The organism is Paenibacillus sp. TSA_86.1 (assembly GCF_052691815.1).
Map to the genome: position 1 here is coordinate 142,520 of NZ_JBQZGE010000004.1, position 25,114 is coordinate 167,633.

At 46.9% G+C, this 25,114-nt stretch carries 22 protein-coding genes; 14 read left to right on the plus strand and 8 right to left on the minus strand.

Annotated features, from left to right (window positions below; genetic code table 11):
* Positions 1–97: 97 nt before the first annotated feature.
* The 6 genes from ACUTVW_RS11900 to ACUTVW_RS11925 all read left to right on the plus strand — a co-directional run bounded on the left by ACUTVW_RS11900 (position 98) and on the right by ACUTVW_RS11925 (position 8,447).
* On the plus strand, positions 98–817 hold the full coding sequence (locus tag ACUTVW_RS11900; RefSeq protein ID WP_445645995.1) for a YceI family protein: 720 nt from the start codon (positions 98–100) through the stop codon (positions 815–817).
* Between the two features lie 351 nt (positions 818–1,168).
* Positions 1,169–5,542, plus strand: a complete 4,374-nt coding sequence (locus tag ACUTVW_RS11905) for a glycosyl hydrolase 53 family protein (RefSeq protein ID WP_445645996.1) — start codon at positions 1,169–1,171, stop codon at positions 5,540–5,542.
* 148 nt (positions 5,543–5,690) lie between these two features.
* Positions 5,691–6,734, plus strand: coding sequence for an SPFH domain-containing protein (locus ACUTVW_RS11910; protein WP_445645997.1), 1,044 nt, complete (start codon positions 5,691–5,693; stop codon positions 6,732–6,734).
* On the plus strand, positions 6,731–6,943 hold the full coding sequence (locus tag ACUTVW_RS11915; protein ID WP_445645998.1) for a hypothetical protein: 213 nt from the start codon (positions 6,731–6,733) through the stop codon (positions 6,941–6,943). The genes ACUTVW_RS11910 and ACUTVW_RS11915 overlap by 4 nt, the downstream gene beginning before the upstream one ends.
* A 1-nt stretch (position 6,944) precedes the next feature.
* Positions 6,945–7,934 (plus strand): sugar kinase, encoded by a 990-nt coding sequence (locus ACUTVW_RS11920; RefSeq protein WP_445646144.1) that lies wholly within the window; start codon positions 6,945–6,947, stop codon positions 7,932–7,934.
* A 171-nt stretch (positions 7,935–8,105) separates the two neighbouring features.
* On the plus strand, positions 8,106–8,447 hold the full coding sequence (locus ACUTVW_RS11925) for a cupin domain-containing protein (protein WP_445645999.1): 342 nt from the start codon (positions 8,106–8,108) through the stop codon (positions 8,445–8,447).
* A 229-nt stretch (positions 8,448–8,676) separates the two neighbouring features.
* Here ACUTVW_RS11925 and ACUTVW_RS11930 read toward each other — a convergent pair whose 3' ends face one another.
* From ACUTVW_RS11930 to ACUTVW_RS11950, 5 genes are read right to left on the minus strand one after another with little or no spacing between them, the layout of a single operon-like run.
* Positions 8,677–8,976 (minus strand): metal-sulfur cluster assembly factor, encoded by a 300-nt coding sequence (locus tag ACUTVW_RS11930; RefSeq protein ID WP_445646000.1) that lies wholly within the window; start codon positions 8,974–8,976, stop codon positions 8,677–8,679.
* A gap of 25 nt (positions 8,977–9,001) precedes the next feature.
* Positions 9,002–10,234 (minus strand): hypothetical protein, encoded by a 1,233-nt coding sequence (locus ACUTVW_RS11935; protein WP_445646001.1) that lies wholly within the window; start codon positions 10,232–10,234, stop codon positions 9,002–9,004.
* Positions 10,235–10,247: 13 nt separating this feature from the next.
* Positions 10,248–10,901 (minus strand): DUF2249 domain-containing protein, encoded by a 654-nt coding sequence (locus ACUTVW_RS11940; RefSeq protein WP_445646002.1) that lies wholly within the window; start codon positions 10,899–10,901, stop codon positions 10,248–10,250.
* Complete coding sequence (locus ACUTVW_RS11945) at positions 10,894–11,271, minus strand: hypothetical protein (protein ID WP_445646003.1); 378 nt, start codon at positions 11,269–11,271, stop codon at positions 10,894–10,896. Before ACUTVW_RS11945 ends, ACUTVW_RS11940 begins: the two co-directional genes overlap by 8 nt.
* A gap of 17 nt (positions 11,272–11,288) precedes the next feature.
* Positions 11,289–11,522 carry a DUF2249 domain-containing protein gene (locus tag ACUTVW_RS11950; RefSeq protein ID WP_090917009.1) on the minus strand — a complete coding sequence of 78 codons (234 nt, stop codon included), beginning with the start codon at positions 11,520–11,522 and terminating at the stop codon, positions 11,289–11,291.
* A 323-nt stretch (positions 11,523–11,845) separates the two neighbouring features.
* On the opposite strand from ACUTVW_RS11950, the gene moaA reads away from it, so the two are divergent.
* From moaA to ACUTVW_RS11980, 6 genes are all read left to right on the plus strand, one after another.
* Positions 11,846–12,847, plus strand: a complete 1,002-nt coding sequence (gene moaA, locus ACUTVW_RS11955; RefSeq protein ID WP_445646004.1) for a GTP 3',8-cyclase MoaA — start codon at positions 11,846–11,848, stop codon at positions 12,845–12,847.
* Positions 12,848–12,952: 105 nt separating this feature from the next.
* Positions 12,953–16,669: a nitrate reductase subunit alpha gene (locus ACUTVW_RS11960; protein ID WP_445646005.1), complete on the plus strand. Its 3,717-nt coding sequence runs from the start codon at positions 12,953–12,955 to the stop codon at positions 16,667–16,669.
* Positions 16,659–18,131, plus strand: a complete 1,473-nt coding sequence (gene narH / locus ACUTVW_RS11965; RefSeq protein ID WP_445646006.1) for a nitrate reductase subunit beta — start codon at positions 16,659–16,661, stop codon at positions 18,129–18,131. Before ACUTVW_RS11960 ends, narH begins: the two co-directional genes overlap by 11 nt.
* A gap of 17 nt (positions 18,132–18,148) precedes the next feature.
* Positions 18,149–18,805, plus strand: coding sequence for a nitrate reductase molybdenum cofactor assembly chaperone (gene narJ / locus ACUTVW_RS11970; RefSeq protein ID WP_445646007.1), 657 nt, complete (start codon positions 18,149–18,151; stop codon positions 18,803–18,805).
* A gap of 14 nt (positions 18,806–18,819) precedes the next feature.
* The gene (gene narI, locus ACUTVW_RS11975; RefSeq protein WP_445646145.1) at positions 18,820–19,527 is read left to right on the plus strand and encodes a respiratory nitrate reductase subunit gamma; all 708 of its coding nucleotides are present in this window, start codon (positions 18,820–18,822) and stop codon (positions 19,525–19,527) included.
* Positions 19,528–21,039 (plus strand): nitrate/nitrite transporter, encoded by a 1,512-nt coding sequence (locus ACUTVW_RS11980; protein WP_445646008.1) that lies wholly within the window; start codon positions 19,528–19,530, stop codon positions 21,037–21,039. It abuts the gene before it with no gap.
* Between the two features lie 157 nt (positions 21,040–21,196).
* Here ACUTVW_RS11980 and ACUTVW_RS11985 read toward each other — a convergent pair whose 3' ends face one another.
* Entirely contained in the window at positions 21,197–21,898 is a 702-nt protein-coding gene (locus ACUTVW_RS11985) for a Crp/Fnr family transcriptional regulator (protein ID WP_445646009.1), read from the minus strand.
* 116 nt (positions 21,899–22,014) lie between these two features.
* Here ACUTVW_RS11985 and ACUTVW_RS11990 point away from each other — a divergent pair, with 116 nt between their 5' ends.
* Complete coding sequence (locus ACUTVW_RS11990; RefSeq protein WP_445646010.1) at positions 22,015–22,764, plus strand: YwiC-like family protein; 750 nt, start codon at positions 22,015–22,017, stop codon at positions 22,762–22,764.
* A gap of 222 nt (positions 22,765–22,986) precedes the next feature.
* Positions 22,987–23,712 (plus strand): ZIP family metal transporter, encoded by a 726-nt coding sequence (locus ACUTVW_RS11995; RefSeq protein ID WP_445646011.1) that lies wholly within the window; start codon positions 22,987–22,989, stop codon positions 23,710–23,712.
* A 151-nt stretch (positions 23,713–23,863) separates the two neighbouring features.
* On the opposite strand, the gene ACUTVW_RS12000 is transcribed toward ACUTVW_RS11995, so the two are convergent.
* Complete coding sequence (locus tag ACUTVW_RS12000) at positions 23,864–24,289, minus strand: YlbF family regulator (protein ID WP_445646012.1); 426 nt, start codon at positions 24,287–24,289, stop codon at positions 23,864–23,866.
* A gap of 123 nt (positions 24,290–24,412) precedes the next feature.
* Positions 24,413–25,096, minus strand: a complete 684-nt coding sequence (locus ACUTVW_RS12005) for a Crp/Fnr family transcriptional regulator (RefSeq protein WP_445646013.1) — start codon at positions 25,094–25,096, stop codon at positions 24,413–24,415.
* Positions 25,097–25,114 lie beyond the last annotated feature (18 nt).

Consider the following 25,114-nt stretch of genomic DNA (forward strand, 5'->3'; position numbering starts at 1 on the left):
AAAAGAAGTTCATCTTGACTTCTTCCTGACACATTGGACTGTTATGATCCATATCAATAAGCAACGATAACCATACTGTACTGGAGGAATTATAGAGATGAGCAAAAAAACTAAAACGTGGATTATTACAGGGGTAGCAGCAGTAGCCATTATTGGTGGAGGCGGTTATTACTTTGCAAATAGTTACCTGGGAAACAATGTTGAGATTGAGCAGGTTCTTCCTGCTAGCACGGCAGCATCCACTACAGCTGCAGATAGCGGCACGGTAAAAGCAGTGGAAAATAAAAAGGTTGGAGCAGACCAACTGAACGGAGACTGGAATATCAGCCAAGGTTCGAAAGTATACTTCTCAGTAACCACTTCACAGGAAACCGTGAATTTTGTGGACGAGCAGGTTAGCGGGAAATGGACAATTAATGTGGATGACCCGGCTCAGTCGAAAGCAGAAGGAACAATCGAGGTGAAAGGCATTGATTCCGGTAATGGTCAGCGGGACGAGCATGTGAAAAGTGCAGATTTCTTCGATATGGCTCAACATCCACAAGCAACATTTAAAGCCACTTCAATTGAAGGTATGCCTTCTGAATGGACAGAAGGACAGACGGCTGATTTGAAAATGAAAGGCACACTTTCCGTAAGAGGTATTGAAAAGGAAGTTACATTTGACGCCAAAGCGGCTTATAAAGATAATCAAGTGTTGCTGTCAGGCACAACGATGGTTACATTCGAAGATTTTGGCATGAAAAATCCACACTCGGTTGTACTTTCTACTGAAAATGATATCCAGGTTCGTCTTGAATTGAAGCTGGCGAAATAATAGATCGATCTAAACTATTTTATTGAAATATTCTAGTAAACAATTCTATTAAACGATTTTAATATCGTAAGCCACTAAATCTGTTGTGATCTGCCTCCGGGCGGGCAAACAGATTTTTTGCTTTTGGTAAGCTTTTGCCGGAAAAAGAATACACCTGTTCCTCTCCCTGAGGCTGGAAAATAAGGATTACGCTAGGCTGGATTACGGTTAGAAAAGTCGACATTGTTAAAATAACTGCTGTTTCCTTTGCATAATGCCGTGTTGCTAAAGATCATGAAGCGCTTACAATGGGGAGGATTCAAACCATTCATTGATCCAAGCACAAACAAACACGAGAAGGGGAGATCAAGGGTGAACAAAAGGTACATAAGCGGCTGTCTTGTTTTGTTGTTGTTATTCTGTGATCTGGGTCTGATCGTCAGACCTGCAGAGGCGGCAAAAAATAATATCGCGCTGAACAAAACGGTAACGGTAAGTTCGGATGAAAAAAGGTGGGGAGGCGATAAAGCACATCTGGTGGATGGTAATGCGGACACCCATTGGAGTACAGAAGCTGGAGTGACACCGGAAAAGCCGGAGTGGGTCATGATTGATCTGGGAGACACGTACAATCTGTCCGGAGCGGAAATCATGTGGAGAGAGAATACGGTTGTAAAATATTCGCTTGAAACGTCTGCTGACCAGCAGAAATGGTCTACTGTTGCCGATCAAAGTGATAATGCAGATGCGAAACAGGTTGCTGATCTGACATTCCAACAAAATGATGTACGATACATTAAGCTCAACATATCTTTTTATAAAGAGGACGGAGCGTGGCCACAAATATTGGAGTTCAAAGTGTGGGGGGAATCGGAGGGTATGGAGCCAGCCAACATTATCAGTTATGATCCTGTTCAAGTGAGCACATTACCGAGAAGTGCGCCGATTCTGCCGGCGGAAGTCAAAGCCAATTTTACGAATAAGAAGTCGGGTCTCGTTCCAGTCACGTGGGACAGCATTGATCCGATGAAATATGATAAAACAGGTGAATTCTCTGTCACGGGTGCCGTATATGGAACTGACAAAAAGCCTGTAGCAACGGTTGTTGTACAAGGGTATCGTTCCGATTATGTCAGAGGCGTTGACATTTCGACTCTTACGGCGATTGAAGCTAAGGGTGGGAAGTATCTGGATAGCAACGGCACCGAGCGGGACTTGCTTGATATCCTCATGGATCGTGGTGTCAATTATGTGCGTCTGCGTTTGTGGAATAATCCACAAAAATCAGGTGGCTATAATGATAAAGCGGATGTTATCAAAATGGCTGTACGTGCGAAGCAAAAAGGCATGAAGGTACTGCTTGACTTCCATTATTCTGATGATTGGGCACACCCGGGTCAACAGCTTGTTCCGACGGCGTGGGAGAAACTGGATTTCAAAGATCTCAAGCAGGCCGTATATGATTATACTTTTGAAGTCGTTAAGGATATGAATAAGGCAGGAGCCATGCCGGATATGGTGCAGATTGGCAATGAGATTAACAGTGGGCTTTTAAACGGAAAGAATCTTACTGTTAATTTTTCCGATAATGCAGCATTGTTGAAAAGTGGAATTGACGCAGTACGTGCAGTGGAAGCAGAAAACGGGAATGTTGGCGAACCGGCAAAGATCATGATTCATCTGGCGGAAGGTGGGAAGACGAATGATATCAAATGGTACTTCGGAGAGCTGGAAGAAGCAGAACCAGATCTCAAGTATGACATTATCGGACTGTCTTATTACCCGTTCTGGCATGGAACATTTGCTGATGTGCAGCGAACGATGAATGAAGTATCCGCAGCGTTTGGTAAAGATGTGATCATCGCTGAAACATCCTATCCGTTCACTTATAAAAACGGGGACAAGCATGGAAATATCATCGGGTCGGACCAAGCGCTCCATGTTGGAGGGGCAACGTTCCCGGCAACGATTCAAGGTCAATATGATGCGATTGCGGGTATTATGGATCTGATCTCCAACGTGCCCGATAATCGCGGGGCAGGTTTCTTTTATTGGGAGCCGGCATGGATTCCGGCAGGTGTAGGCTGGATTGATACGGAAGGCGATGCATGGGAAAATCAGGGCATGTTTGATTATGATGAGTATCCGGCCAATGGCGGGTATGCCAAAGAGGGCAGAGCGTTATGGTCTCTCGACGTATTTAAAAGAGGGCTTACACAAATGCCGATAGATCGGCAACAACTGGCAGCAGCACTGACACGGGCAAACTCGCTTGTGGAAGGTGATTTTACTCCAAAAACCTGGGACAGTCTGGCTCCTGCAATTGTTGAAGCTAAAGGGGTATACGCCAAAGCGTATACGTCAGGTGGTGTGAGTCAAGAGGAAACCAATGCAGCAACAGCATCTTTGGAAAATGTGATGTTACAGCTCGGCGTGATTACACCGAAACTGGAAGCACTTCAAGCGATAATTGCGGAGGCAGAGAAAATTCAACAGAATAACTGGTCGGATGCAACATGGAGTGTATTCAGTAGAGCACTGGAACATGCAAAATCCGTTGTGGCTAACTCACGAGCTACTCAGACGGATGCAAATAAAGCAACAGATCGTCTTAAAGAAGCCATTAAAGGCTTGTCTGATGTGGATAAAACGGAACTACACCAATACATTCAGCTCATGCAGTTGGAAAATGAATCTTCATATACTCATCGTAGCTGGTCTGTCCTCCAGCAAGCTTTGCAGCATGCGGTTCAGGTGAGAGACAATGCTGCTGCTGTGCAATCTCAGGTAAACGAAGCAATGGATACATTAAAACAAGCCTTTACAAATCTGGTCAAACTAGAAGCCTTGACCACAGGTAAAACCGCTACTGCACACAGTAGTGCTGGAAATGGTGGCGGTAAAGACAATGCACCGTCAGGTGCAATTGACGATAATCCAAATACGTCCTGGGGGACAGAACGGGAACAGAATGAAAATCCCTGGTGGACGGTGGATCTTAAACACGTTGCCAATCTCCGTGAAATTGAAATGTCGATGTGGAGCGGCGGGATCAAATACAGAATTGATGTATCCAACGATAATGAGCATTTCAGGACGGTAGTGGATACAACCAGCGATGTTGTCGTATCTACATCCCCAAGTCACGTTCTCCCTGAGGGAACAGAGGGGCGTTATGTTCGTGTGACCATTACCGCAGGTTCCAACTGGGTTGGATTCATGGAATTTGAAGCTTATGGTACCTTCCCGGCTGACAAAACCGCTTTGAAATCAACCGTTACATCTGCTGAAGCATTGAAACAAGCCGATTACACAGCTTCAAGTTGGAGTGTGTTCAGTAAAATGCTCGGGCAAGCTCAGCAGCTTGTTCTGGATGTTGAAGCTTCAGAACAAGAGCTAATTCATGCAGATCAACTTCTGAAGGAAGCCATGGCAAAACTGGCACGTCAAACGACAAACCCGGGCACAGGACAGCCATCTCAGCCAAGTCATCCGTCCGGGTCATCGGCACCTTCAACAAGTACGAATAACCCGGCAACTACACCTCAGCCAACACCTGGGAGCGAAACGGCGAGCGGTTCTATTACTGTAAAAGGAACGGTAACAGAAGATGGCGCATATGCGGTTCGTCCAAGTACGGCTGAGCTTACTCAGGCCTTGAAATCAATGGACACAGGTAAACGTACATTGAAGCTGGTGGCCGATGTACCTGACAGTTCCAAAACAGTGAAGTTCCAAGTACCAGCAGGTCAGCTCTCTACATGGGTTCGTTCGGAGGAAGTGCAATCCATCGAAGTGGTAGTGGGCAACACGACCATTCGTATACCGCTACATGCATTGCCGCTGACCATTGCCGAGACAGCAGGCACATTGGATGTCGTTGTATCGGAAGGCTCAGTAGATGTGCTGTCTGCTACACAACGAGCAAAGATTGGCAACTCACCGATTGTTCAGGTAGATATGCGCTTAAACAACAAGTCTTTTTCGTGGGCGGATCGAGCCATTGAAGTGCTTTTATCTGATGTAGAGCCTGTGAAAACAAAAGATACAGTGATGGTTGTGAATGAAATCTCGCCTGGTGGCCAGCTACAGCCTGTAACTCACTCGAAATACAATAAATCTTCGGCGACGATTGCGTTCAAGCCGATTCAAGCTGGCCGTTATGTGATTAGCCAAGTTGAAGTGCCTTTGTCGGATATGCAGCAGCATGCCTGGGCTACTCAGGAAGTACAGAGCCTCTATGCCAAAGGTGTACTTGCAGGCATGAATGCAATAGATTTTGATCCACAGGGTGAACTTACACGTGCACAATTTTTGCAGATGCTTGTTAAAATATCAGGCAATGTGAGTCAGCCTGACCATTCGATTACGCTGCCACGGGATGTGAAGCCAGATCATTGGTATGCCGAGGCTGTTCGTATGGGTCTTGCGATGAATATTGTTGAAGGTCGAGCAGATGGAACGTTCGGTGCGAATGATCGTATCACTCGTGAAGATATGGCAGTGATGCTGTATCGTGCAATGCAAGCAGCCAAAGGAGGAAACAGCCCTACTCCTGCAGTTGCTGGTCCGCTTGAGTTTAAAGATCAAGCCGACATTGCTGGGTATACACAAGGTGCAGTGGCATCCATGTTAAATCTCGGGGTATTAAACGGTTTGCCTGACAGCACATTTGCTCCAAAGCAAACTGCAAATCGTGCACAAGGTGCCGTTGCGGCAGCAAGATTGCTGGAACAGATGTATTAAGAGGTATAAAAAAAGAGGTCGAATCCATGAAATCCATGATTCGGTCTTTTTTTATGAAATTCATTAATGTCGTATTGACAATATCAAAATCATTTGTTATCATTTCGATAATATCAAAACGACATTATTATGAAATGGGGAATACACCATGTTTGGCTTTCGATTTGTAAAGTTTCAACCAAGTGAATACGTTATGAAAGTGAAAAACGGCAAGGTACAGCGCCAAGGCGTGGGTTTATCCTTTTATTATTATGAGCCAACGACTTCGGTAGTTGTACTGCCTGTATCTTCGGTGGATGTGCCCTTTATGTTTGAGGAGATTACAGCCGATTATCAGACGGTTACCGTACAGGGACAGCTCAGCTATCGCATCATGGACTACAGCAAAATTACACAAAGCCTCAATTACACGTACAATTTGCGTAAAAATCAATATATGTCTGACGATCCTCACAAGCTGGATCAGCGGGTGATTACCATTGCAAAAGTGCTCACGAAGAAATATTTGGAGCAGTTGCCGTTAAAAGAAGCGATTCAATCCAGCGAACGGCTCGCCAGCAGCATGAAACGAGAGGTCGCGCAGCATGAAGAGCTGGAAAAGCTGGGCGTAGAGCTGATGAATCTATCCATTTTGGCTATTTTGCCTAATAAGGAAACGATGCGTGCGTTGGAAGCGCAGGCCCGGGAAGAAATACTGAAGCAGGCGGACGAAGCTTTATATGTGCGGCGCAATGCTTCCATTGAGCAGGAACGCCGCGTGAAGGAAAATGAACTGAATACCGAGATTGCGGTGGAGACGAAGAAACAACAGATTCGTGAAACCCAATTGCAGGCAGAGCGCTCGGTGAAACAGAAGCAGAACGAGATGGAGCAGGAGCAGCTCCAGTTTAATACAGCGATGGAGGAGCGTAAGCAGCAGCTGATCGAGCTTACGATCGCGAATAAGAACGCGGAAGCGGACGCCAAAGCGTATGAGATTGCAGCAGTTATGAACTCGCTCCAGCATGTTCAACCGAATGTGCTGCAAGCCATGGCAAATATGGGCATGAATTCGGATAAACTGATTGCCCTTGCGTTCCAGGAACTGGCCGAGAATGCTGGCAAGATTGGGCAACTGAATATCTCGCCGGATCTGTTACAGGGTCTAATGGCTCCAACAGAAGGAAGAGGTAAGGGAGGGGCGGCACGATGATTGTTGGCTGGGGAAAACATACCAATTTATTCGCTTCCAGAACAAGGCTTACACGATCCAGCCAAGTTAGTCAGAACCTGTCAGACAATCAAGTCCATCTGGTGAGTCGGGCAAGTCAGACAAGTGAGACTAGTCAAGAAATCAAAAAAATCAACAACGGTTTTCCTCAAGTCAAAGGGAAAGCGGGAGGTGGAATCACGAATGGCTAAGATGAAAGAACCCATGAGTGAGCACAAACTGATTCTGATCAAGCGAAGAACCCGGCTGGAGGAATTGATTGTACGCTATAATACCGTGCAACAGGCGCAGTTTTACATTGAACGTCTTGGCGCAGACTTCAGCGATTACATCGACGAAGACCGGCGTTATCGGCAATCGATACAGCTTGCCCAGCAGCAATTGAGCCAGCTTGGACGTGTTCAGATGATTGACCGAGAACATGTGCCGAATTTTATATTTGGAGAGCAGGATATTGTCGTTGTCGTTGGGCAGGATGGCTTGGTCGCCAATACGTTGAAATATGTTACAGAGCAGCCGCTCATTGGTGTGAATCCAGACCCGATGCGGTGGGATGGGGTGCTTTTACCTTTTACAGTGGAGGATTTGAGCTTCATTATTCCGGATGTGATTCGCAAGCAGCGCGCACTCAAGGAAGTCACACTTGCCAAGGTTGAGCTGAATGACGGACAGGTTCTGTACGGTGTCAATGATCTGTTTATTGGTCGGAAGACACATGTATCTGCCCGTTATGAAGTGCGTTTGGGAGCCTCCACGGAAAATCAATCATCCAGCGGTATTATCGTATCAACAGGTATGGGATCAACCGGATGGTTCAAAAGTGTGCTGGCTGGAGCTTCAGGCATTGTCAGTTCGGCGGCGTGGCAGCAGCATTTGATTAGTGAAGAGGGTGTAGCCGCTGTAGCCGCAACTCGGTCAAGAGGGGCGTTGAACGAGAGTCAGTTTACGTGGGATTCCCCTTATTTATATTTTACGGTACGTGAACCGTTCCCGAGCCGAACAACGGCGGCGAATCTCGTGTTTGGACAGATTCATGCGAAGCAACCGCTGCATATCGTTTCACAGATGCCGGAGGATGGGGTGATTTTCAGTGACGGGGTGGAACAGGATTTCCTCGAATTTAACTCGGGGGTGCACGCAACGATTGGTCTGGCGGAGAAGAGAGGTCGTTTGGTAATATGATCGGGTTTCTTCTATTATAATATGTATCCATACTATACTGCCTGAACATCAAAAGACAGTAATTCAATCGTTGCACTACAGCCTGCTTTTCTTGATTTGAATCAAGGAGATGCAGGTTTTTTCGCGTTAAGATGGATACATAACCAGAACAAATACAGGAGGATGATGATCATGAGTATCACGTCATTACAAGAAGTTAAAGCGTACAGTACGGACCGTTTCACAAAACGGGTGTTGTTTCAACAAGGAGGCGGTGTAACCTTTATACTTCATTTTCTGCCAGGACAACAGCTTCCTGTTCACAAACATCCCGGTGCAGACCTCACTCTGCTCGTCGTTGAAGGCAAAGGCACATTGATTCTAGATGGAAAAGAGCATGAGATTCAGGCAGAAGATGTGGTGTCCTGCGGAGGAGAAACTGAATTCGCGTTCCATAACACGAGTGATGCGGAGGTTCGGTTGTTCGTAGTACTGAGTAAAGTGCCAGAAGCGTCTTACGCCAAGGATATCTAATATTTAATAGAACCTGATGAATAATAGGGAATGGGGACTCCGTGAGGAGTTCTTTTTCTTTGGTGCAGTGCATCTCTTTTCCGTGCGAAACGGAATACATACAAAAACGTACCTTGGCCTGATTGATTGGATCAGAGCTTGAGTACGTTTTTTCGGGTATTGGTGTTCATCAGACTGATTTGTTTGGACATATATCCTTCTGCCAACATCCTTAATTATAAGCACCTGTTTAGAAATATCCGAGCATTTCTTTGGCTTCTCTGGACATCAGCTGCGGAGACCATTGCGGTTCCCATACAACCTGTACGTCAATATCGGTTTTGTCGGTATTTTGTTGTAAAACCCATTTCACTGCACCAACGATGGTGTCATGCAGTGGACAGCCTGGCGTAGTCAGCGTCATACGTACCTGAATGCGTTCCGGCTCTTCCTTTACTTCGTAAACAAGGCCGAGGTCAACGATGTTGACACCAAGCTCCGGGTCATATACTTCTTTTAAATATTCGAGCAATTGCGAGGTTTGTTCCATCTTTTCCACTCTCCAGTCCATCTTGTTAACGTCGGAATACCAGGGCGATATTTGAAATATACACAATCGAGATTATAGACAATAATGTTCCGCCAACCATCATCACTTCAGCCAAATTGATCAGAATACCGCTGACCAGCAGCAGACTGGCTGCGACCATCGCAAGTATTCCCCATTTGATCCTTTTTTCACTTAACATGCCAGCCATAAGTGGAGTGCCAGGACGTCCGGCGAGTTTACCGTATTTGTGGGTCCACCATAGAAAAGGCACAATTTTGGAAGCATACCCGAGGATCGTCAGGGATACCCAGCCTCCAAGATATACCCAGCCCGTCAGAAGCACAACGCGTGAATCAAGTAACAGTTCCATCCCTTGCGCACTATAGATTAACAGAGCCGTGGAATATACGAGCAAGGCACGGCTTACATAGACCGTCCAGCGGATTCCGGGGCCGGGGTTGCTTTTATGCCGTTTCTCCTGAATTTGTTCCAGATGGTACACATAACAGATCAATGCTCCTGTCAAAAGCAAAAGCGCAAACCAGAGCAAGCCACCTTGAATTCCTGTCAGGAATGCGATCACTCCGGTGATAACAGCGGCATTCCACAGAACCAGAACCCTCTTTTGCAATCGGATGGAGAAATCATGGGACAAATAAAACATCGGCAGCATTTTGTAGCTGAACCCGGTAATTAACATGCCAAACCATCCGAGGGTTCCCATCCAGATATGAGCGCCAAACAATCGTTGATGCAGACCATTCCAGTCGCCAAAAGCAAAATTCAGTCCCATCATCATGCCGGATAATCCGGTAAGCACAAGGTACAGACAGGCACATGCTGCACTGATCGTTACGGGGTTCCAAATGGAAGCACGGTAGAGGGTGATAGCCATGTTCAAACCGAATAACAAGATGCCGGATAGTGCAAGCGTTGCTGAACCTGCAATCCAGATTACATCTGTGCGAATAAAGCCAATTAACATGCCTGTAGCACCGACGGTGAACAAGAAATAGTGACAGTAACCAAGCACTGTACTGTAGATATTCGTTTGTAAAATGACATGTATCAACTGATAAACAGCACCCATCGCCAGCATGGTGGCCCACCCGAGCACAAACAAATGAGCATGAAACCAGCCTTCGGGTCCTCTAAGTTCATCACCAAGCCAGCCTGTCAGGGAGAGCAGGGAGAATGCGTGATACATTACAAATCCAACGATGCCCGTGATGATAAAAAGAAATGGCAGTCTGGACATGGCTTTCGCCCCCTTACCCTTTTTCGATTCTGACTTTGGCTGTACCATCCGCCTGATCCTCAACGGTATAGAGACAACCGAGCTGATTCAATTCCTCGATCAAAAAAACGGGCACGCGGTCATTATGAATAAGTACAACTTCTCCCGGTTTGCAACGTTCAAGTGCAGCTAATGTGCGCATCATTGGCTGGGGCGGCTCCAGTCCGCGATTGTCCAGTACAATGGTTGGCTCTTTCAGTTCCTGTGTTATGGGCTCATCTGACAAAACTTCGGATTTCGAAGTTTCAGCTATTGCTGGAGGTTGCCCTTCACAGGAAGATATGGCACCCTCTGAATCCGAATTCCCAATCAACGATGAAGTTAATTCATTTCGAGTCAACGTGTTGGATTGAACCGCCGCAGAGACTTTCGCTGCAGCGGTTTTATTTTTTTTATGAACAAATGTGGTCACCCAATGATTGGACTCAAGGCGCTCTGTTGTACTGGAGTATCCTTTCATCTTAAGAATGCCAAGCAGTGGAGTCGGTTTGAACGGCGCATGCAGCACGAATACGTCTTCGTGTTTCAGTTCCTTAACCGTATCCATAATGAGCTGAAAAGGCTCCAGCTTTTTGCTCAGATGAGGACGTACGTCCAGTTCCACAATCTTAACGTCAGTTTCAGGCATTAGCGTTCACATCCGTTCGAGTACTGACTGTCCCAGCTGTACTCTCTTGCTGAACCAGTTTAATCGAAGATTCATACAAGGCGCTCATGCCGCCGTACAAGGCATAGAAGAATGCGTCGGGTGCGTCAAGAGAGAAGGAGAGATAGGTTTTGGGATCCATCTCAAGCACACGCTCAAACAGTCTCGCACTATCATAGGCATAGAAGCAGAAATGAGTAAATTCGAACACGGGCATTTTCTCATAAATCGTGATGATCTCTTGTGCATAGGCTGCCTGCTCACGCTGAGCGATCTGGATCATGGATACAGCATCTTCGAGTCCCAGCGTCAGACGCAGTGTAGTATCGTTCATGATTTCAACATGCGCCATTCCCGTCCAACTCCAATCTATCGTTTAGTAATTTTGACTTGAAACGTTATAGGACCCTGTTCGATATATTCCCAGTCGAAGCCGTCAGGATGTGTCGATTGAAACTGGAAGCGGAGCGGTTTTGGATCGTGATCATTAACCAGCAGCATCGCTTCCTCGGGCTGAAGGGCTTCAAACGTTTCGAAGATAATTTTATGTTTCAGATGAGGTGGATACTCTGTGGCATTAATGGTTGCAGCATATGTGTTCATGTGTCATTCCTCCAAATTGGGATTAGTGTGGTGTGTTGCAACTTGATTATAGAAAAGCAGACAGGAAAGCTGTGTGAGCCTGCTCACACCTTTATTTTTGTCATAATCTCGCCTTATTTTAGCCGGAATCCAGTTCGGAAAAGGCTCGCAGAGCTTTCATAAATATGCAACTGTGCGTTATGTTTCAGTTCTTGTGATATTTTGCACAGTTAGCAGAGCCAGACATCATTATGCTTAGCCCATGATTGACAATACATGTGAGGAAGCGAGTGTTCTCCTTCAGCCGATGTCATGACAGCACCCGAGAGAAAGGAGGTACGTGTATGGAATCAAAGCTAATAGATCCGTTTGGACGTGTGCATGATTACTTGCGTATATCGGTAACGGATCGTTGCAATCTGCGGTGTGTATATTGCATGCCGGAAGAAGGAATGCAGTTTGAACCGACAGAACGCATTCTGTCCTATGAAGAAATTACATCGATTGTCCAGGCACTTGCTCCGCTAGGTATACGAAAATTGCGATTGACCGGCGGAGAACCTCTCGTTCGCAAGGGGCTGGATCAACTGGTTGCCATGTTATCCGCTATTCCGGGGATTGAAGACATTGCATTGACAACCAATGGCATATATTTGGCGGCTTATGCTGAGAGGCTTAAGGCTGCAGGTCTGACACGTGTGAACATTAGTTTGGACTCGCTCAAACCGGAGCGATTTGCGCGTATTACACGGGGCGGTAAGGTACAACGTGTGCTGGAGGGCATCCAAGCTAGTCAACAGGCTGGATTCCAGCCCATCAAGCTTAATGTTGTACTGATGAAAGGTGTAAATGACGATGAGGTAGAGGATTTTTTACGCATGACGCTGGAAGATCCAATTGATATTCGATTTATTGAGTACATGCCCATCGGAGATAGTGGAACTGGTTGGAAATCGAGTTATTTGCCGCTTGAACATGTACTGAACACTTGCGGAGCCAAATGGAACTATGAGAGATGCGGTGATGTGTACGGCAATGGTCCGGCAGATAGTTATCGGATCGCTGGAGCCGCTGGAACATTTGGTCTGATCCATCCGGTCAGCAGTCATTTCTGCGGCAGTTGCAACAGGCTCCGTTTAACAGCTGACGGTAACATTAAGCCTTGTCTGTACTGGTCGGATGAGTACAATGTTCGCCCGCTCGTTGGTAACGACAAAGCGGTTCAGGATTTATTTTACAAGGCGCTCGGCTCCAAACCTGAAACTCATGACATGGTAAACGCCTTAAAAGGGCAGCAGATTAACGGAACGCCTACGCTGCGGCATATGTCGCAGATTGGAGGATAGGAAGAGTAGCAAGTGCTTCAAATCGAGCTTCGAATGCAGTTCAATCTCGAACTCCATTTCGGGTGCGAAATCGCATCAACAGGTCACAATTGTGGGAGGACAACAATGAGCAGCAAAAGCATGCCCTGGATGGGCAAACTGAAGTATTTTGCCAAACGCGAAAAAAACGCGGAAGGCTGGAGTGAGATGTCCCCGGTTAACCGGGACTGGGAAGATGTGTATCGCCGTCGTTGGCAGCATGATAAAGTGGTGCGTTCCACACACGGCGTGAACTGCACAGGTTCGTGCAGCTGGCAGATTTATGTGAAAGATGGCATCGTGACATGGGAAACACAGGCGACGGATTATCCATCAACCGGGCCGGATATGCCTGATTTCGAACCACGTGGTTGTCCGCGTGGAGCAAGTTTCTCATGGTATCTATATAGTCCATTGCGTGTGAAACATCCTTACGTACGCGGGGCGCTCCTGGAAATGTGGCGTGAGGCTCTGAAAACGCATGGTGATCCCGTACAGGCTTGGTCAAGTATTGCGAATGATCCGGTGAAAGTAAAAAGATACAAATCGGTACGTGGTAAAGGCGGACTCGTGCGTGCGTCATGGGGCGAAGTGACACAGATTATTGCTGCTTCCATGATTCATACGATCAAAGATTACGGCCCAGACCGTATCATTGGTTTCTCGCCGATTCCAGCGATGTCCATGGTCAGTTATGCCGCTGGATCGCGTTTCCTGTCTCTGGTAGGCTCACCACTTCTCAGTTTTTATGACTGGTACGCGGATCTGCCGCCGGCATCCCCGCAAATCTGGGGAGATCAGACGGATGTGCCGGAGAGTAGTGACTGGTATAACTCAGGATACATTATGGTCTGGGGTTCCAACCTGCCGATGACACGTACGCCGGATGCTCACTTCCTTGCTGAAGCACGTTATAAGGGAACCAAAGTGGTATCCATCAGTCCGGATTATGCGGAATATGTGAAGTTCGCTGACACATGGATGTCTGTAAAACAAGGTACAGATGGCGCGCTTGCCATGGCGATGGGACACATCATTCTGAAAGAATTTTATCTGGATCATCCTACGGATTACTTCATGTCTTATGCAAAACAATATACGGACTTCCCGAATTTGCTGATTGTCGAAGAGAAGGATGGCGTGAACACTGCAGGACGATTCCTGCTTGGGGAAGACCTGGGCATCCAGGGCAACAACATGGCATGGAAGACCCTTGTATATGACGAAAATACGGGTACTTATGCCATTCCAAAAGGCAGCATGGGCTTCCGCTGGGGTGAAGAAGGTACGTGGAATCTCAAAATGGAACAGGTGGATACGGGCGAGCCGATCGATCCAAGACTATCCATGCTCGGTGTGCATCATGATCTCGTATCCGTGCACCTGCCTTACTTCGATGATGAAGGAAGTCATGTGATGGAGCGTCAAATCCCTGTGCGCCGCATCCGGGTTGAAGATCGCTGGATCACGGTCACATCAGTGTACGATCTCGTGCTGGCGAAGTACGGGGTTGATCGTGAAATGACTCGTTCAGCAGACTCTACTGAAATCGTAGCAGGAGTCGTTGTAGAAGCGGAAGAAGATAAGCCATTTACACCAGCTTGGCAGGAAAAAATCACCCGGGTTGACCGGGATACCGTCGTTCAGATCGCACGTGAGTTTGCACAAAATGCCGTGGATACGCAAGGCCGTTCCATGATTATTATGGGAGCCGGGATCAACCACTGGTACAACTCGGATGTCATCTATCGCGCTATTATTAACCTGCTTCTAATGACAGGCTGTCAGGGGGTTAACGGTGGTGGCTGGGCTCACTATGTCGGTCAGGAGAAATTGCGTCCGGCGGAAGGCTGGCAGACGATTGCGTTTGCACGTGACTGGAGTGGGCCGGCTCGTCTGCAAAACGGTACATCATTTTTCTATTTTGCAACAGACCAATGGAGATATGAGGAGACTAAGGTTGGAGAACTGACATCGGCGCTTGAGGGCGATCCACGATTCCAGCACGTAGCTGACTATAATGTTATGGCTGCACGCATGGGCTGGCTTCCATCTTATCCGCAATTTAACCGGAACTCGATTGATTTGCATCAGGATGCACTGGATGCGGGAGCAAAAACGAATGAAGAGATCGGAGCTTACGTGGCATCCGAACTGCAGAATAAAAATCTGAAATTCTCCATTGAACAGCCTGATGATCCGGCGAACTTCCCGCGTGTGCTGTTTGTCTGGAGAGCAAACCTGATCTCAAGCTCAGGCAAAGGACATGAATATTTCCTCAAGCATTTGCTTGGTGCTACGAACGGATTGTTGAATGATGATGATCTCGGACTTCATCCAGAGCATGTGGAGTGGGTGGAACATGCGCCGGAAGGCAAGCTGGATCTTATGGTCAATATGGACTTCCGCATGGCGGGCACAGCGATGTATTCCGATATTGTATTGCCAGCAGCGACATGGTATGAAAAAAGCGATTTGAGCAGTACGGATATGCATCCGTTTGTACATCCGTTTAACCCGGCGGTAGCCACACAATGGGAATCCCGTTCAGACTGGGATACGTTCAAGGAGATTGCACGTGTGTTCTCCGAAATGGCTGCACAGCAGTTCGATGGTCCGTTGAAAGAGATTCTGACTACACCGCTTCTGCATGATTCACCGGATGAACTCGCGCAGCCGTATGGTGAAATTAAAGACTGGAGCGCAGGAGAATGTGAAGCTATTCCGGGTAAAACGATGCCGCATATTCAAGTCGTAGAACGTGACTATGCTACGGTTTACAACAAAATGATCAGTCTCGGACCTAATGTGAAGGATAAACCGATTGGTACGAAGGGTATCTCATGGTCTGCAACGGAGGAATACGAGAAGCTGAAAGGCATTTTGGGTGTGAATCGCAAAGATGGCATTGGACAAGGATGTCCCGACCTGAGTTCAGATCGTAATGTTGCTGAAGCCATTCTGACGCTGTCCTCAACAACGAATGGCAAGATGGCTGTACGTGCGTGGGAATCTCTGGAGAAGAAAACGGCGCTGCATCTGAAGGATCTGGCAGAAGAGCGATCCGAAGAATGCTTCACTTTTGACGAGATCACTTCAAAACCGAAAACGGTCATTACGTCACCTGCATTCAGCGGATCGGAAAAAGGGGGTCGCCGGTATTCTCCGTTTACAACCAACGTAGAACGGCTAATTCCATGGCGGACTCTGACAGGTAGACAGCAGTTCTATATCGACCATGCGATGCTGCGTGAGTTCGGTGAGACGCTGGCGACCTTCAAACCGATTCTGAAACATACACCGTTCCATCCAAACAGCAAACGTCCGATCGAGGGCGGCAAGGAAATCGTATTAAACTACATGACACCACATAACAAGTGGTCTATCCACAGTATGTACTATGATGCACAGCCGATGTTGACCTTGTTCCGTGGCGGACCGACGATTTGGATGAATCATGAGGATGCAGAGGACGCCGGTCTGGTGGATAACGACTGGATTGAATGTTTCAACCGTAACGGGGTCGTTGTGGCAAGAGCAGTCGTTACACACCGGATTCCACGCGGAGTAGCCTTTATGTATCACGCTCAGGACCGTCATATTAACGTTCCGGGTACGAAAATTTCACAGACACGCGGTGGTACGCATAACAGTCCGACTCGTATTCACGTGAAACCAACACATATGATCGGTGGTTATGCCCAGTTAAGTTATGGTTTCAACTATTATGGCCCGACAGGCAACCAGCGTGACCTGAACGTCATCATTAGAAAACTGCAGGAGGTGGATTGGCTTGAAGATTAAAGCACAAGTCAGTATGGTCATGAACCTGGATAAATGTATCGGATGCCATACATGCAGCGTTACATGCAAAAACACCTGGACGAATCGTCCAGGTGCAGAGTACATGTATTTTAACAATGTCGAAACGAAACCAGGTGTCGGCTATCCGAAACAATGGGAAGATCAGGAGCGTTATCGCGGCGGCTGGGAGATGAAAAATGGCAAGCTGGAATTGAAATCCGGTACACGTGCCAGACGTTTGCTTAACATTTTCCATAACCCGGATCAACCAACGATTGACGATTACTATGAACCTTGGACTTATGATTACGAAAAACTGACAAACAGTCCGGAGAAAAAACATCAGCCAGTCGCAAGACCGAAATCCCAAATCACTGGAGAGTACATGAACCTCGAATGGGGTCCAAACTGGGAAGATGACCTTGCCGGTGCTCATATCACGGGGATGCAAGACCCGAACATGAAAGGTGTCGAGGAATCGATCAAAATGGATTTTGAACAGGTATTTATGATGTACCTGCCGCGAATCTGTGAACATTGTTTGAATCCGTCCTGTGTGTCTTCCTGTCCGTCAGGTGCCATGTACAAACGGGAAGAGGACGGCATCGTGCTGGTTGACCAGAATGCTTGTCGTGCATGGAGATTCTGTGTATCCAGCTGCCCTTACAAAAAAGTATATTTCAACTGGCAGACGAACAAAGCCGAAAAATGTACACTGTGCTTCCCGAGGATTGAAGCGGGTCTGCCAACGATCTGCTCCGAAACTTGTGTTGGACGTATCCGTTATATCGGTCTGATGCTGTATGATGCAGACCGCATTGAAGCGGCAGCTTCGGTTGAGAATGAAAAGGATCTGTATGAGTCACAGATGGATGTTTTCCTTGATCCGAATGATCCTGAAGTCATCCGTGAAGCACGGGCAGCAGGCATTCCAGAGGACTGGATTATAGCAGCGCAGCAGTCCCCGATCTACAAAATGGTGATTGACTGGAAGATCGCACTTCCACTGCACCCTGAATACCGTACGATGCCAATGGTATGGTACATTCCGCCGCTAAGCCCGATCACGAACCGGGTAGAAGGTCAAGGAAGTTCGCTCGAAGCAAACGATATTTTCCCGGCGATTGATAACATGCGTATTCCGGTTGAATACCTGGCAAACCTGCTTACTGCTGGAGATACAGGACGTATTCGTGAAGTACTGCGCAAAATGGCTGTAATGCGGATTCATATGCGTAACCAGCAAACCGGCAAAACGAGTGAGTCCGACTTGCTGGATAGGGTAGGCATGAGTGCGCAGGAAGTTGAAGATATGTATCGTCTGCTCGCTATCGCGAAATACGATGATCGCTTTGTGATCCCGCCAGCTCACCGTGAGGAAGTGGCGGATCTCTTCAGTGAACAAGGCAGCTGCGGTCTAGACTTTGCAGGCGGCCCGGGTTCTTGCGGCGTATTCTCATAGGAGAGGAGACAACAACGATGACAATTGATATCGATCCAGAACCAATCGTAAAGCCGGTGTACGACACGGAAACAAGACGAATGGTCTGCAAACTGATCTCCTATCTGCTGCAATATCCGGATACCGAGTGGAGAGAGGGATTACAAGGGGTACAGGAAGCCGTTCTTTCGCTCTCGGAGGAAGAAGTGAAGCAGACTGTGTTAACCTTCATCAGTAATGCGCAGGCTTTAGATGCTATTCGATGGCAGGATGCCTATGTACGTTCGTTTGACTTTGATAAAAAATCGAATCTATATCTCACATATGCTTTACATGGTGATGAGCGAGATCGCGGACCTGCACTGATTGATTTGAAGCGCAGATATGAAGCGGCTGGTTTCTATATGGAAGCCACCGAACTTCCGGATTACTTGCCCATGGTGCTTGAATTCATTGCAGAGGCTCCGGAGCAAGATGCCATTGGCGTTCTGGATAGCTGCCATAAAGCGCTGGTGTCGATGACCGAAAGCATTGCAGGACAAAACAGTCCATACGGGCCGCTCCTTACACTGATGTTACAGGTGATGCCCGAGCCGTCTGTTTCGGACGTACCTGAACCAAGCAAAGAAGAACAGAAACAACCGCTTGGCGGTCTGAACGAGATCGTTGAGCTGATGAGGAGGGGCAATCGGTGAGTACACTGGAATTCATGTTATGGGGTGCTCTCCCGTATATGGTCATTGTGTTTTGCATCACGGCGACCATCTGGAGATATGTAACCAATCCGTTTAGCTGGACATCCAAATCAAGTGAGATGCTGGAGAAACGCATGCTGCGATGGGGAAGTTTACTCTTCCACATCGGCATTTTCGCCGTCATCTGCGGCCATATTGCCGGTTTGCTTGTACCGATCGAATTTTACCACTGGATCGGTCTGAGTGACGAAGCCTATCATATGGGCGCTGTGTTCGGCGGATTACCGGCAGGAATTATTGCATTTGCCGGTTTGGTTATTTTGTTGGTACGCCGCTATACGGCTCGCAGAGTGCGCGCAACAAGTAGCGTTGGGGATTGGCTAGCCCTCGCCATGTTGATCATTGTTATTGTGACTGGCATATTGGCAACATCCGCTAATGCCGTAAACCATAGCGGATTTGATTATCGTACAACGATTAATCCATGGCTGCGCGGACTTCTTGTCTTCCAACCTGATCCGGCTCTGATGCAAACCGTACCCATGAACTTCAAAGTTCATATCCTGCTCACATTTGTGCTGTACTGTGTGTTCCCATTCACACGTCTCGTTCACATGCTGAGTATGCCTCTTGGATATCTGAGACGTAGCTATGTGCTGTATCGCAGAAGAGATGGAGCCGTGTATCCGAATCAGGAACAAAAAAAGGAAAGGGCGATGTAAATGCAGCAAAAAGGTAAGGTTCAACTGCCCTTGCAAACCGCAAGTCTGATTCTCGGTTTCATGGTATGGGTGATTCTGTCATCACTCATGCCTTTTATTAAAGAAGATATCGCACTTACGTCGTCGCAGGTGGCCTGGGCAACGGCAATCCCCGTATTAATCGGTTCAGTGGCCCGTATTCCGATTGGTTATTGGACGAACCGGTACGGAGCGCGTAGCATTTTCATGATCAGCTTTGTTTTATTACTTGCTCCAGTATGGTGGGTAAGCCGTGCAACCTCTTTCAGTGACCTGATCATTGGCGGGTTTTTCCTCGGGATCGGTGGTGCTGTGTTCTCCGTCGGAGTAACTTCATTGCCGAAGTATTACCCTAAAGAGCGTCACGGTTTTGTTAACGGGATCTATGGTATTGGTAATCTGGGTACGGCGCTTTCCGCATTTGGAGCACCTTTGCTGGCTGCCCATGTAGGCTGGTCCAAAACGGTGTTGCTCTACAGCGTTCTTTTGGTAGGTATGGCAGCATTGAATTTTGCTTTGGGAGACAAAAAAGAAACACGTGTCACACTTCCGCTGATGCAGCAGTTAAAAGATGTATCCCGGAATAACAAGCTGTGGCTGCTATGTTTGTTCTACTTCCTGACATTTGGTTCATTCGTGGCGTTCACCGTTTACTTGCCGAATTTCCTCGTGACCAATTTCCAGATGGATAAGGTTGATGCCGGACTTCGCACTGCAGGATTTATCCTGGTCGCAACAATTATGCGTCCGGTTGGCGGATGGCTGGGTGACCGCTTTAATCCATTCAAAATATTAATGTTTGTGTTCGGTGGATTAACGGTCGCGGCGATTGTGTTGTCCTTTGCGCCATCCTTCTATATCTATACGGTTGGCTGCCTGACGGTTGCACTCTGTGCAGGTACAGGTAACGGTACAATTTTCAAATTAGTACCCATGTATTTCGTCAAACAAGCAGGTATCGCTAACGGAATGATCTCGGCGATGGGCGGTTTGGGTGGTTTCTTCCCTCCGTTGATGTTGACATTGCTATACAGTATGACAGGTCATTACGCGATTGGATTCATGGCGTTATCCCAGATTGCACTGGTAAGTCTCGTGCTTGTCATCTGGATGTTCTATCAGGAGAAGCTTCAACTGTCTGCAAGTATTCTGGAGAATACGATTGAAGCGATTCTGGTGACGGATACGAATAGTGTCATTCGTTCTGTGAACCCAGCCTTCACGGCAGTTACAGGTTATACAGCTGAAGAAGCGGTTGGACAGAAGCCGAGCATGCTGAAATCAGGCAAGCAGGATAAAAAGTTTTATGATCAGTTGTGGCAAGAACTACGTGACAAGGGATACTGGCAAGGCGAGATCTGGAACCGGAAGAAAAACGGTGAGGTCTATCAGGAATGGCTTAGTATTACAGCGATCCGTAATGAAGCTGGAGAGATCAAATATTATGCGGGAATGTTCAGTGACATGAGTAAACCCGATTTAACGATTGCTTAAGCGATTCACATAAACGGAGCTGGTTTTAGAAAAGTGATCCAACATACAGCAAGAGACCTTAACTTGATTTACAGTAGTTAAGGTCTCTTTTTTCACAAAGAAACATGATGTAAGAAATAGGAGTAGGAAAGAGGTAAGAAGCCGTTTTTCATGATGTTCAGGCGTCTCGTTGTTCCTTTAAAGCTTGCAGGTTATAAATGATAATGCGACTGCGATCCACCTCAAGGAATTCATCTTTGGCGAGCTGGTTCAGCAGACGATTAGCCGTTTCCCGTGTCGTGCCTATCGAATTGGCAAACTCCTGGTGTGTCATAGGCAGATTGATGACGATCTTATCCGCTTGCTGCTGACCATGTTGCTCGGCGAGCATGAGAAGAAAGGAAAGCACACGATTACGAACATCCTGACCGGAAAGCACTTGTAATTTGTCTTGTAACTCGCGTATCTTGTCGCCTAATACACGCATGATCTTGATGGCAATCGAAGGTGTGCTGAGCATAAGGCGTTCAAAATGACGGACAGGAATCGCCAGCAGGCTTGTCGGCGTGATCGCGACAGCGGTAGCGGGGTATGGATGCGAGTTGAAAAATCCGGTATGTGGAAACATATCACCTGTTTTGAGAAAGGAGACAATCTGTTCATGTCCGTTCTCATCCGTTTTGTAAGCTTTGACAATGCCGGTACGGATGAAAAAGACCGCTTCTTTTTCACTGCCTTCACTAAAAATCACTGTTTTTTTGCTGATACTTCGGGATATGGCGATTTCTTCAACCTGCTTCAACTCTTCGGGACTCAGATCCTGAAAAATAGGGAATTGCTGCAGAAATTCTGCTGCGTTTTCTTTGTTCACCCTGGTCATATGAATTCATCCTCTCTGTAAAGCTAATATTTAATATGTTCACTTGATAATCTTCGTATGTTCGTACCATCAGTGCTTAAAGCCTCATTTTGTAATGCTAAATCGGTTAGGAGGTTATGATTGAATTGAAAAGCAACGGAAGTACAAATTTAAAACCGATCGTTATCCCTCATGAGCATGGTGGATGGGCAATGGTCAGTATACCCTTTCTCGTCGGAGTGGCGGCAAGCAGTCCTCAGTGGCTTCATGTGCCTCTATTTTTGGCTTGGCTTGGTCTGTATCTGACCGCATATCCTTTGTTGCAATCACTCAAACGAAACGCTAATCGGCAGCGCTTGTATCAGTGGGCCGCCATATACGGTTCAATTGCTCTAGTCTGTCTCATCCCGCCCATAATTGGTCAATCATCGCTGTTATGGTTTGGCCCCATGTTGGCTGGACTGCTCCTGATTAATATCTGGCATGTGAGACACAAGGCCGAAAGGTCACTCACCAATGATCTGTGTGCGATGCTGGTGTTCTCACTGGGCGGAGCGGCAGCTTATCTCATTGGAAGCGGTGAATGGGATTACAGAATGGCCATCGTGGTGTTATTTTCCTTTTTATATTTTACAGGAAGTACGTTTTTTGTGAAATCTGTCTTTCGGGAACGCAGCAATCCACGCTGGATCAGGTTGTCACGTCTTGTCCATGTTGCACTTCTATTCATTCCGGCTGTCGTTGGGTATCCATGGATGGGGCTGGCTTATGTTTATTCCGCTGCGCGGGCATTTCGATATGCAGGTCAAACTCTGCGTCCCATGAAGGTAGGGATCATCGAAATTATTGGAGCGGTGCAGTTCCTGCTCTGGTTCATCCTGCTGTAAATGACATCATTTTATCATAACGTGATTTAAGTCCACATCAGGTGACATAGGTCACACCGTCATCGGATTGACATGAAATGGTGAATTGTATGGAGAAGCACTGCTCGTTTAACCGATTGTTTTGTGAAAATAAAGTCCACTGGATCAGGTGATTGTTTTTAATCTGTCACCCCGGTTTAATGAGAGATAAAACAATCTGGAACAAGAGAGGAGCCTTCCCGGATGTGGACTGCATTCATGTGGGGCGGCATCTCCGCCTCAGCGGTTGTGATTGGTGCGCTTGCAGCCTTGTTTATGAAGATTCCGAAAAGGGTTATCGGTTGGATTATGGCTTTCGGGACAGGTACGCTGATTGGTGCAGCTACGTTCGAACTTCTCGGGGACGCACTGAACGATGGAGGTATGCTGCCAACAGCAATCGGATTTACGGCTGGAGCTGTGGTGTACACATTATTTGATCTGCTCATCTCGTCCAAAGGTGGTTCGGATCGGAAACGTTCCAATAAGAAAGACTCAAGCCAGCAAAGCGGGCTAGGCATATTCGCAGGCACGGTGATGGATGCGATTCCCGAGTCGATCATGCTGGGTGCCAGTTTGCTGGCTGGGAACGGTGTCAGTGTGGTGCTGGTGGTATCCATTTTTGTCAGTAATATCCCGGAAGGTTTATCCAGTACCGCTGGACTGAAGGATAGCAAATATAGCAAAGGCAAAATTCTGTTGATGTGGCTAGGTGTATTGCTGATTTCAGCACTTGCCGCAATGGGTGGGTATCTATTCTTGGAACAGCTACCGAAAGAGATGGGAGCAGCAATTGGTGCTTTTGCCGGAGGAGGCATTATAGCCATGCTCTGCTCAACCATGATGCCGGAGGCTTTTGAAGAAGGAGGCCCTGTCGTAGGGTTGATTGCATCGATGGGATTATTGGTTTCTTTACTGCTGGACATATAATCCTGAACATGTTGTGACACCTTCGACTTATGTATGTAAATGATGTATGTAAAGAAAAAGAGTATCCCCTCAGATCTATGCTGAGTTACGGATACTCTTTCTTGTAGGTTGATATGCTTTTAGTTAATACCGTTTAGAAGCTGTGCAGCTATTAGTGACCTGAGCAGCTTCCGCCGCAACCACAGGCTTCTTTACCTAGCTCTTTGGCTTCGGGCAGACGATTTAATTCAACGGATTTTGTGAAATAGTTGCTGATCTGCTGGTGCAATTGGCTGAATTCACGTTGTGCATAGATAAATCTGCGAATCAGCGGATGATCATAGAGGGCACGTTCTTCTTCTTCATAGATTTTAATCTCGGATTCGAGCAGTTCAATATTTTGGCGCTCTTTCTCTTCAAGGGCCTGATGTTTCTCCATAAAGCGTTCATATTGCTCGGTCGCTTGATCGTCTGCGGCAAATTGATCAATCATCTCACGCATCTCTTTGTAACCTTCATCCTGTAAAAGCAAGGAGCAGAGCTCTTGCATTTTATGCATAATAATTTGTTTGTCCAATTTTACTATAGTAGTCGTCATAAGGTTAGCCTCCTGAGAATTCTTTTCTTGTTATTCACTTTATACTGTAAAGTAGACGTTCACTGTGACGATACTCACAACCTGGGTTAAATAGTTTACATATGCAAGTGCACGATGAATCGATCAAGAGGTCATATCTTTTAACTCCTGCAGCTGCAGAATACGAATCTCGTTGCCGTTTACCTGAAGCAGCCTCTGATGTTGCATGAGGTTTAATTTACGACTTAACGTCTCAGGTGTGATGCCTAAGAGCAAAGCCATATCTTTTTTGAAAACAGGCAATCGGATCTCATGGTTTGCATGATTACGGGTATGAAAATCGAGCAGCAACTTCGCAATTTTTTGCTCCGTCGTCATTGCGCTAAGGTTACTGTTCCACTCGTCGGTCTCATTGAGCAGACGGGTGATGGCAAGCAAGAAATGATAAGCAAGTTTGGGATCATGTTCAAGTACTTGGTCAAAGTCCTCTTTACGGATAGAGCATATCGACGAGGTCTCAAGAACCTCGGCATTGGATTGATGCGGCGTCTGATGTAGTAATGAATTCTGACCGAAAAAATCACCTGAGAACAGAAACCGGATTATATGTTCTTTGCCGTTCTCGTTATACTTGGATAGCTTCACACTGCCCTGATGTATCACAAAAAGGGTATCTGAACGTTCACCTTCCTGTACAACATATTCTCCTTTATCATAACTCCGGGTATGGAGAAGGGAAGTAAGCAATGCAGCGTCCGCAGGGTCCAGATGCTGAAACAGTGAAACTTTGGTGAAACAGGCATCGTTTTTTTCATGAGTGCAGATCATCTCGTAATCACCTCTTTA

Excerpts from the sequence above, each read along its gene's own strand:
- ACUTVW_RS12005 (WP_445646013.1), bottom strand. The coding sequence starts at position 25,096 with ATGATCTGCACTCATGAAAAAAACGATGCCTGTTTCACCAAAGTTTCA.
- ACUTVW_RS12000 (WP_445646012.1), bottom strand. The coding sequence starts at position 24,289 with ATGACGACTACTATAGTAAAATTGGACAAACAAATTATTATGCATAAA.
- narJ (WP_445646007.1), top strand. The coding sequence starts at position 18,149 with ATGACAATTGATATCGATCCAGAACCAATCGTAAAGCCGGTGTACGAC.
- narI (WP_445646145.1), top strand. The coding sequence starts at position 18,820 with ATGTTATGGGGTGCTCTCCCGTATATGGTCATTGTGTTTTGCATCACG.
- ACUTVW_RS11900 (WP_445645995.1), top strand. The coding sequence starts at position 98 with ATGAGCAAAAAAACTAAAACGTGGATTATTACAGGGGTAGCAGCAGTA.
- ACUTVW_RS11960 (WP_445646005.1), top strand. The coding sequence starts at position 12,953 with ATGAGCAGCAAAAGCATGCCCTGGATGGGCAAACTGAAGTATTTTGCC.
- ACUTVW_RS11930 (WP_445646000.1), bottom strand. The coding sequence starts at position 8,976 with ATGGAACAAACCTCGCAATTGCTCGAATATTTAAAAGAAGTATATGAC.
- ACUTVW_RS11910 (WP_445645997.1), top strand. The coding sequence starts at position 5,691 with ATGTTTGGCTTTCGATTTGTAAAGTTTCAACCAAGTGAATACGTTATG.
- ACUTVW_RS11940 (WP_445646002.1), bottom strand. The coding sequence starts at position 10,901 with ATGCCTGAAACTGACGTTAAGATTGTGGAACTGGACGTACGTCCTCAT.
- ACUTVW_RS11925 (WP_445645999.1), top strand. The coding sequence starts at position 8,106 with ATGAGTATCACGTCATTACAAGAAGTTAAAGCGTACAGTACGGACCGT.
- ACUTVW_RS11920 (WP_445646144.1), top strand. The coding sequence starts at position 6,945 with ATGAAAGAACCCATGAGTGAGCACAAACTGATTCTGATCAAGCGAAGA.
- ACUTVW_RS11915 (WP_445645998.1), top strand. The coding sequence starts at position 6,731 with ATGATTGTTGGCTGGGGAAAACATACCAATTTATTCGCTTCCAGAACA.
- moaA (WP_445646004.1), top strand. The coding sequence starts at position 11,846 with ATGGAATCAAAGCTAATAGATCCGTTTGGACGTGTGCATGATTACTTG.
- ACUTVW_RS11985 (WP_445646009.1), bottom strand. The coding sequence starts at position 21,898 with ATGACCAGGGTGAACAAAGAAAACGCAGCAGAATTTCTGCAGCAATTC.
- ACUTVW_RS11990 (WP_445646010.1), top strand. The coding sequence starts at position 22,015 with ATGATTGAATTGAAAAGCAACGGAAGTACAAATTTAAAACCGATCGTT.
- ACUTVW_RS11945 (WP_445646003.1), bottom strand. The coding sequence starts at position 11,271 with ATGGCGCATGTTGAAATCATGAACGATACTACACTGCGTCTGACGCTG.
- ACUTVW_RS11980 (WP_445646008.1), top strand. The coding sequence starts at position 19,528 with ATGCAGCAAAAAGGTAAGGTTCAACTGCCCTTGCAAACCGCAAGTCTG.
- ACUTVW_RS11995 (WP_445646011.1), top strand. The coding sequence starts at position 22,987 with ATGTGGACTGCATTCATGTGGGGCGGCATCTCCGCCTCAGCGGTTGTG.
- ACUTVW_RS11950 (WP_090917009.1), bottom strand. The coding sequence starts at position 11,522 with ATGAACACATATGCTGCAACCATTAATGCCACAGAGTATCCACCTCAT.
- ACUTVW_RS11935 (WP_445646001.1), bottom strand. The coding sequence starts at position 10,234 with ATGTCCAGACTGCCATTTCTTTTTATCATCACGGGCATCGTTGGATTT.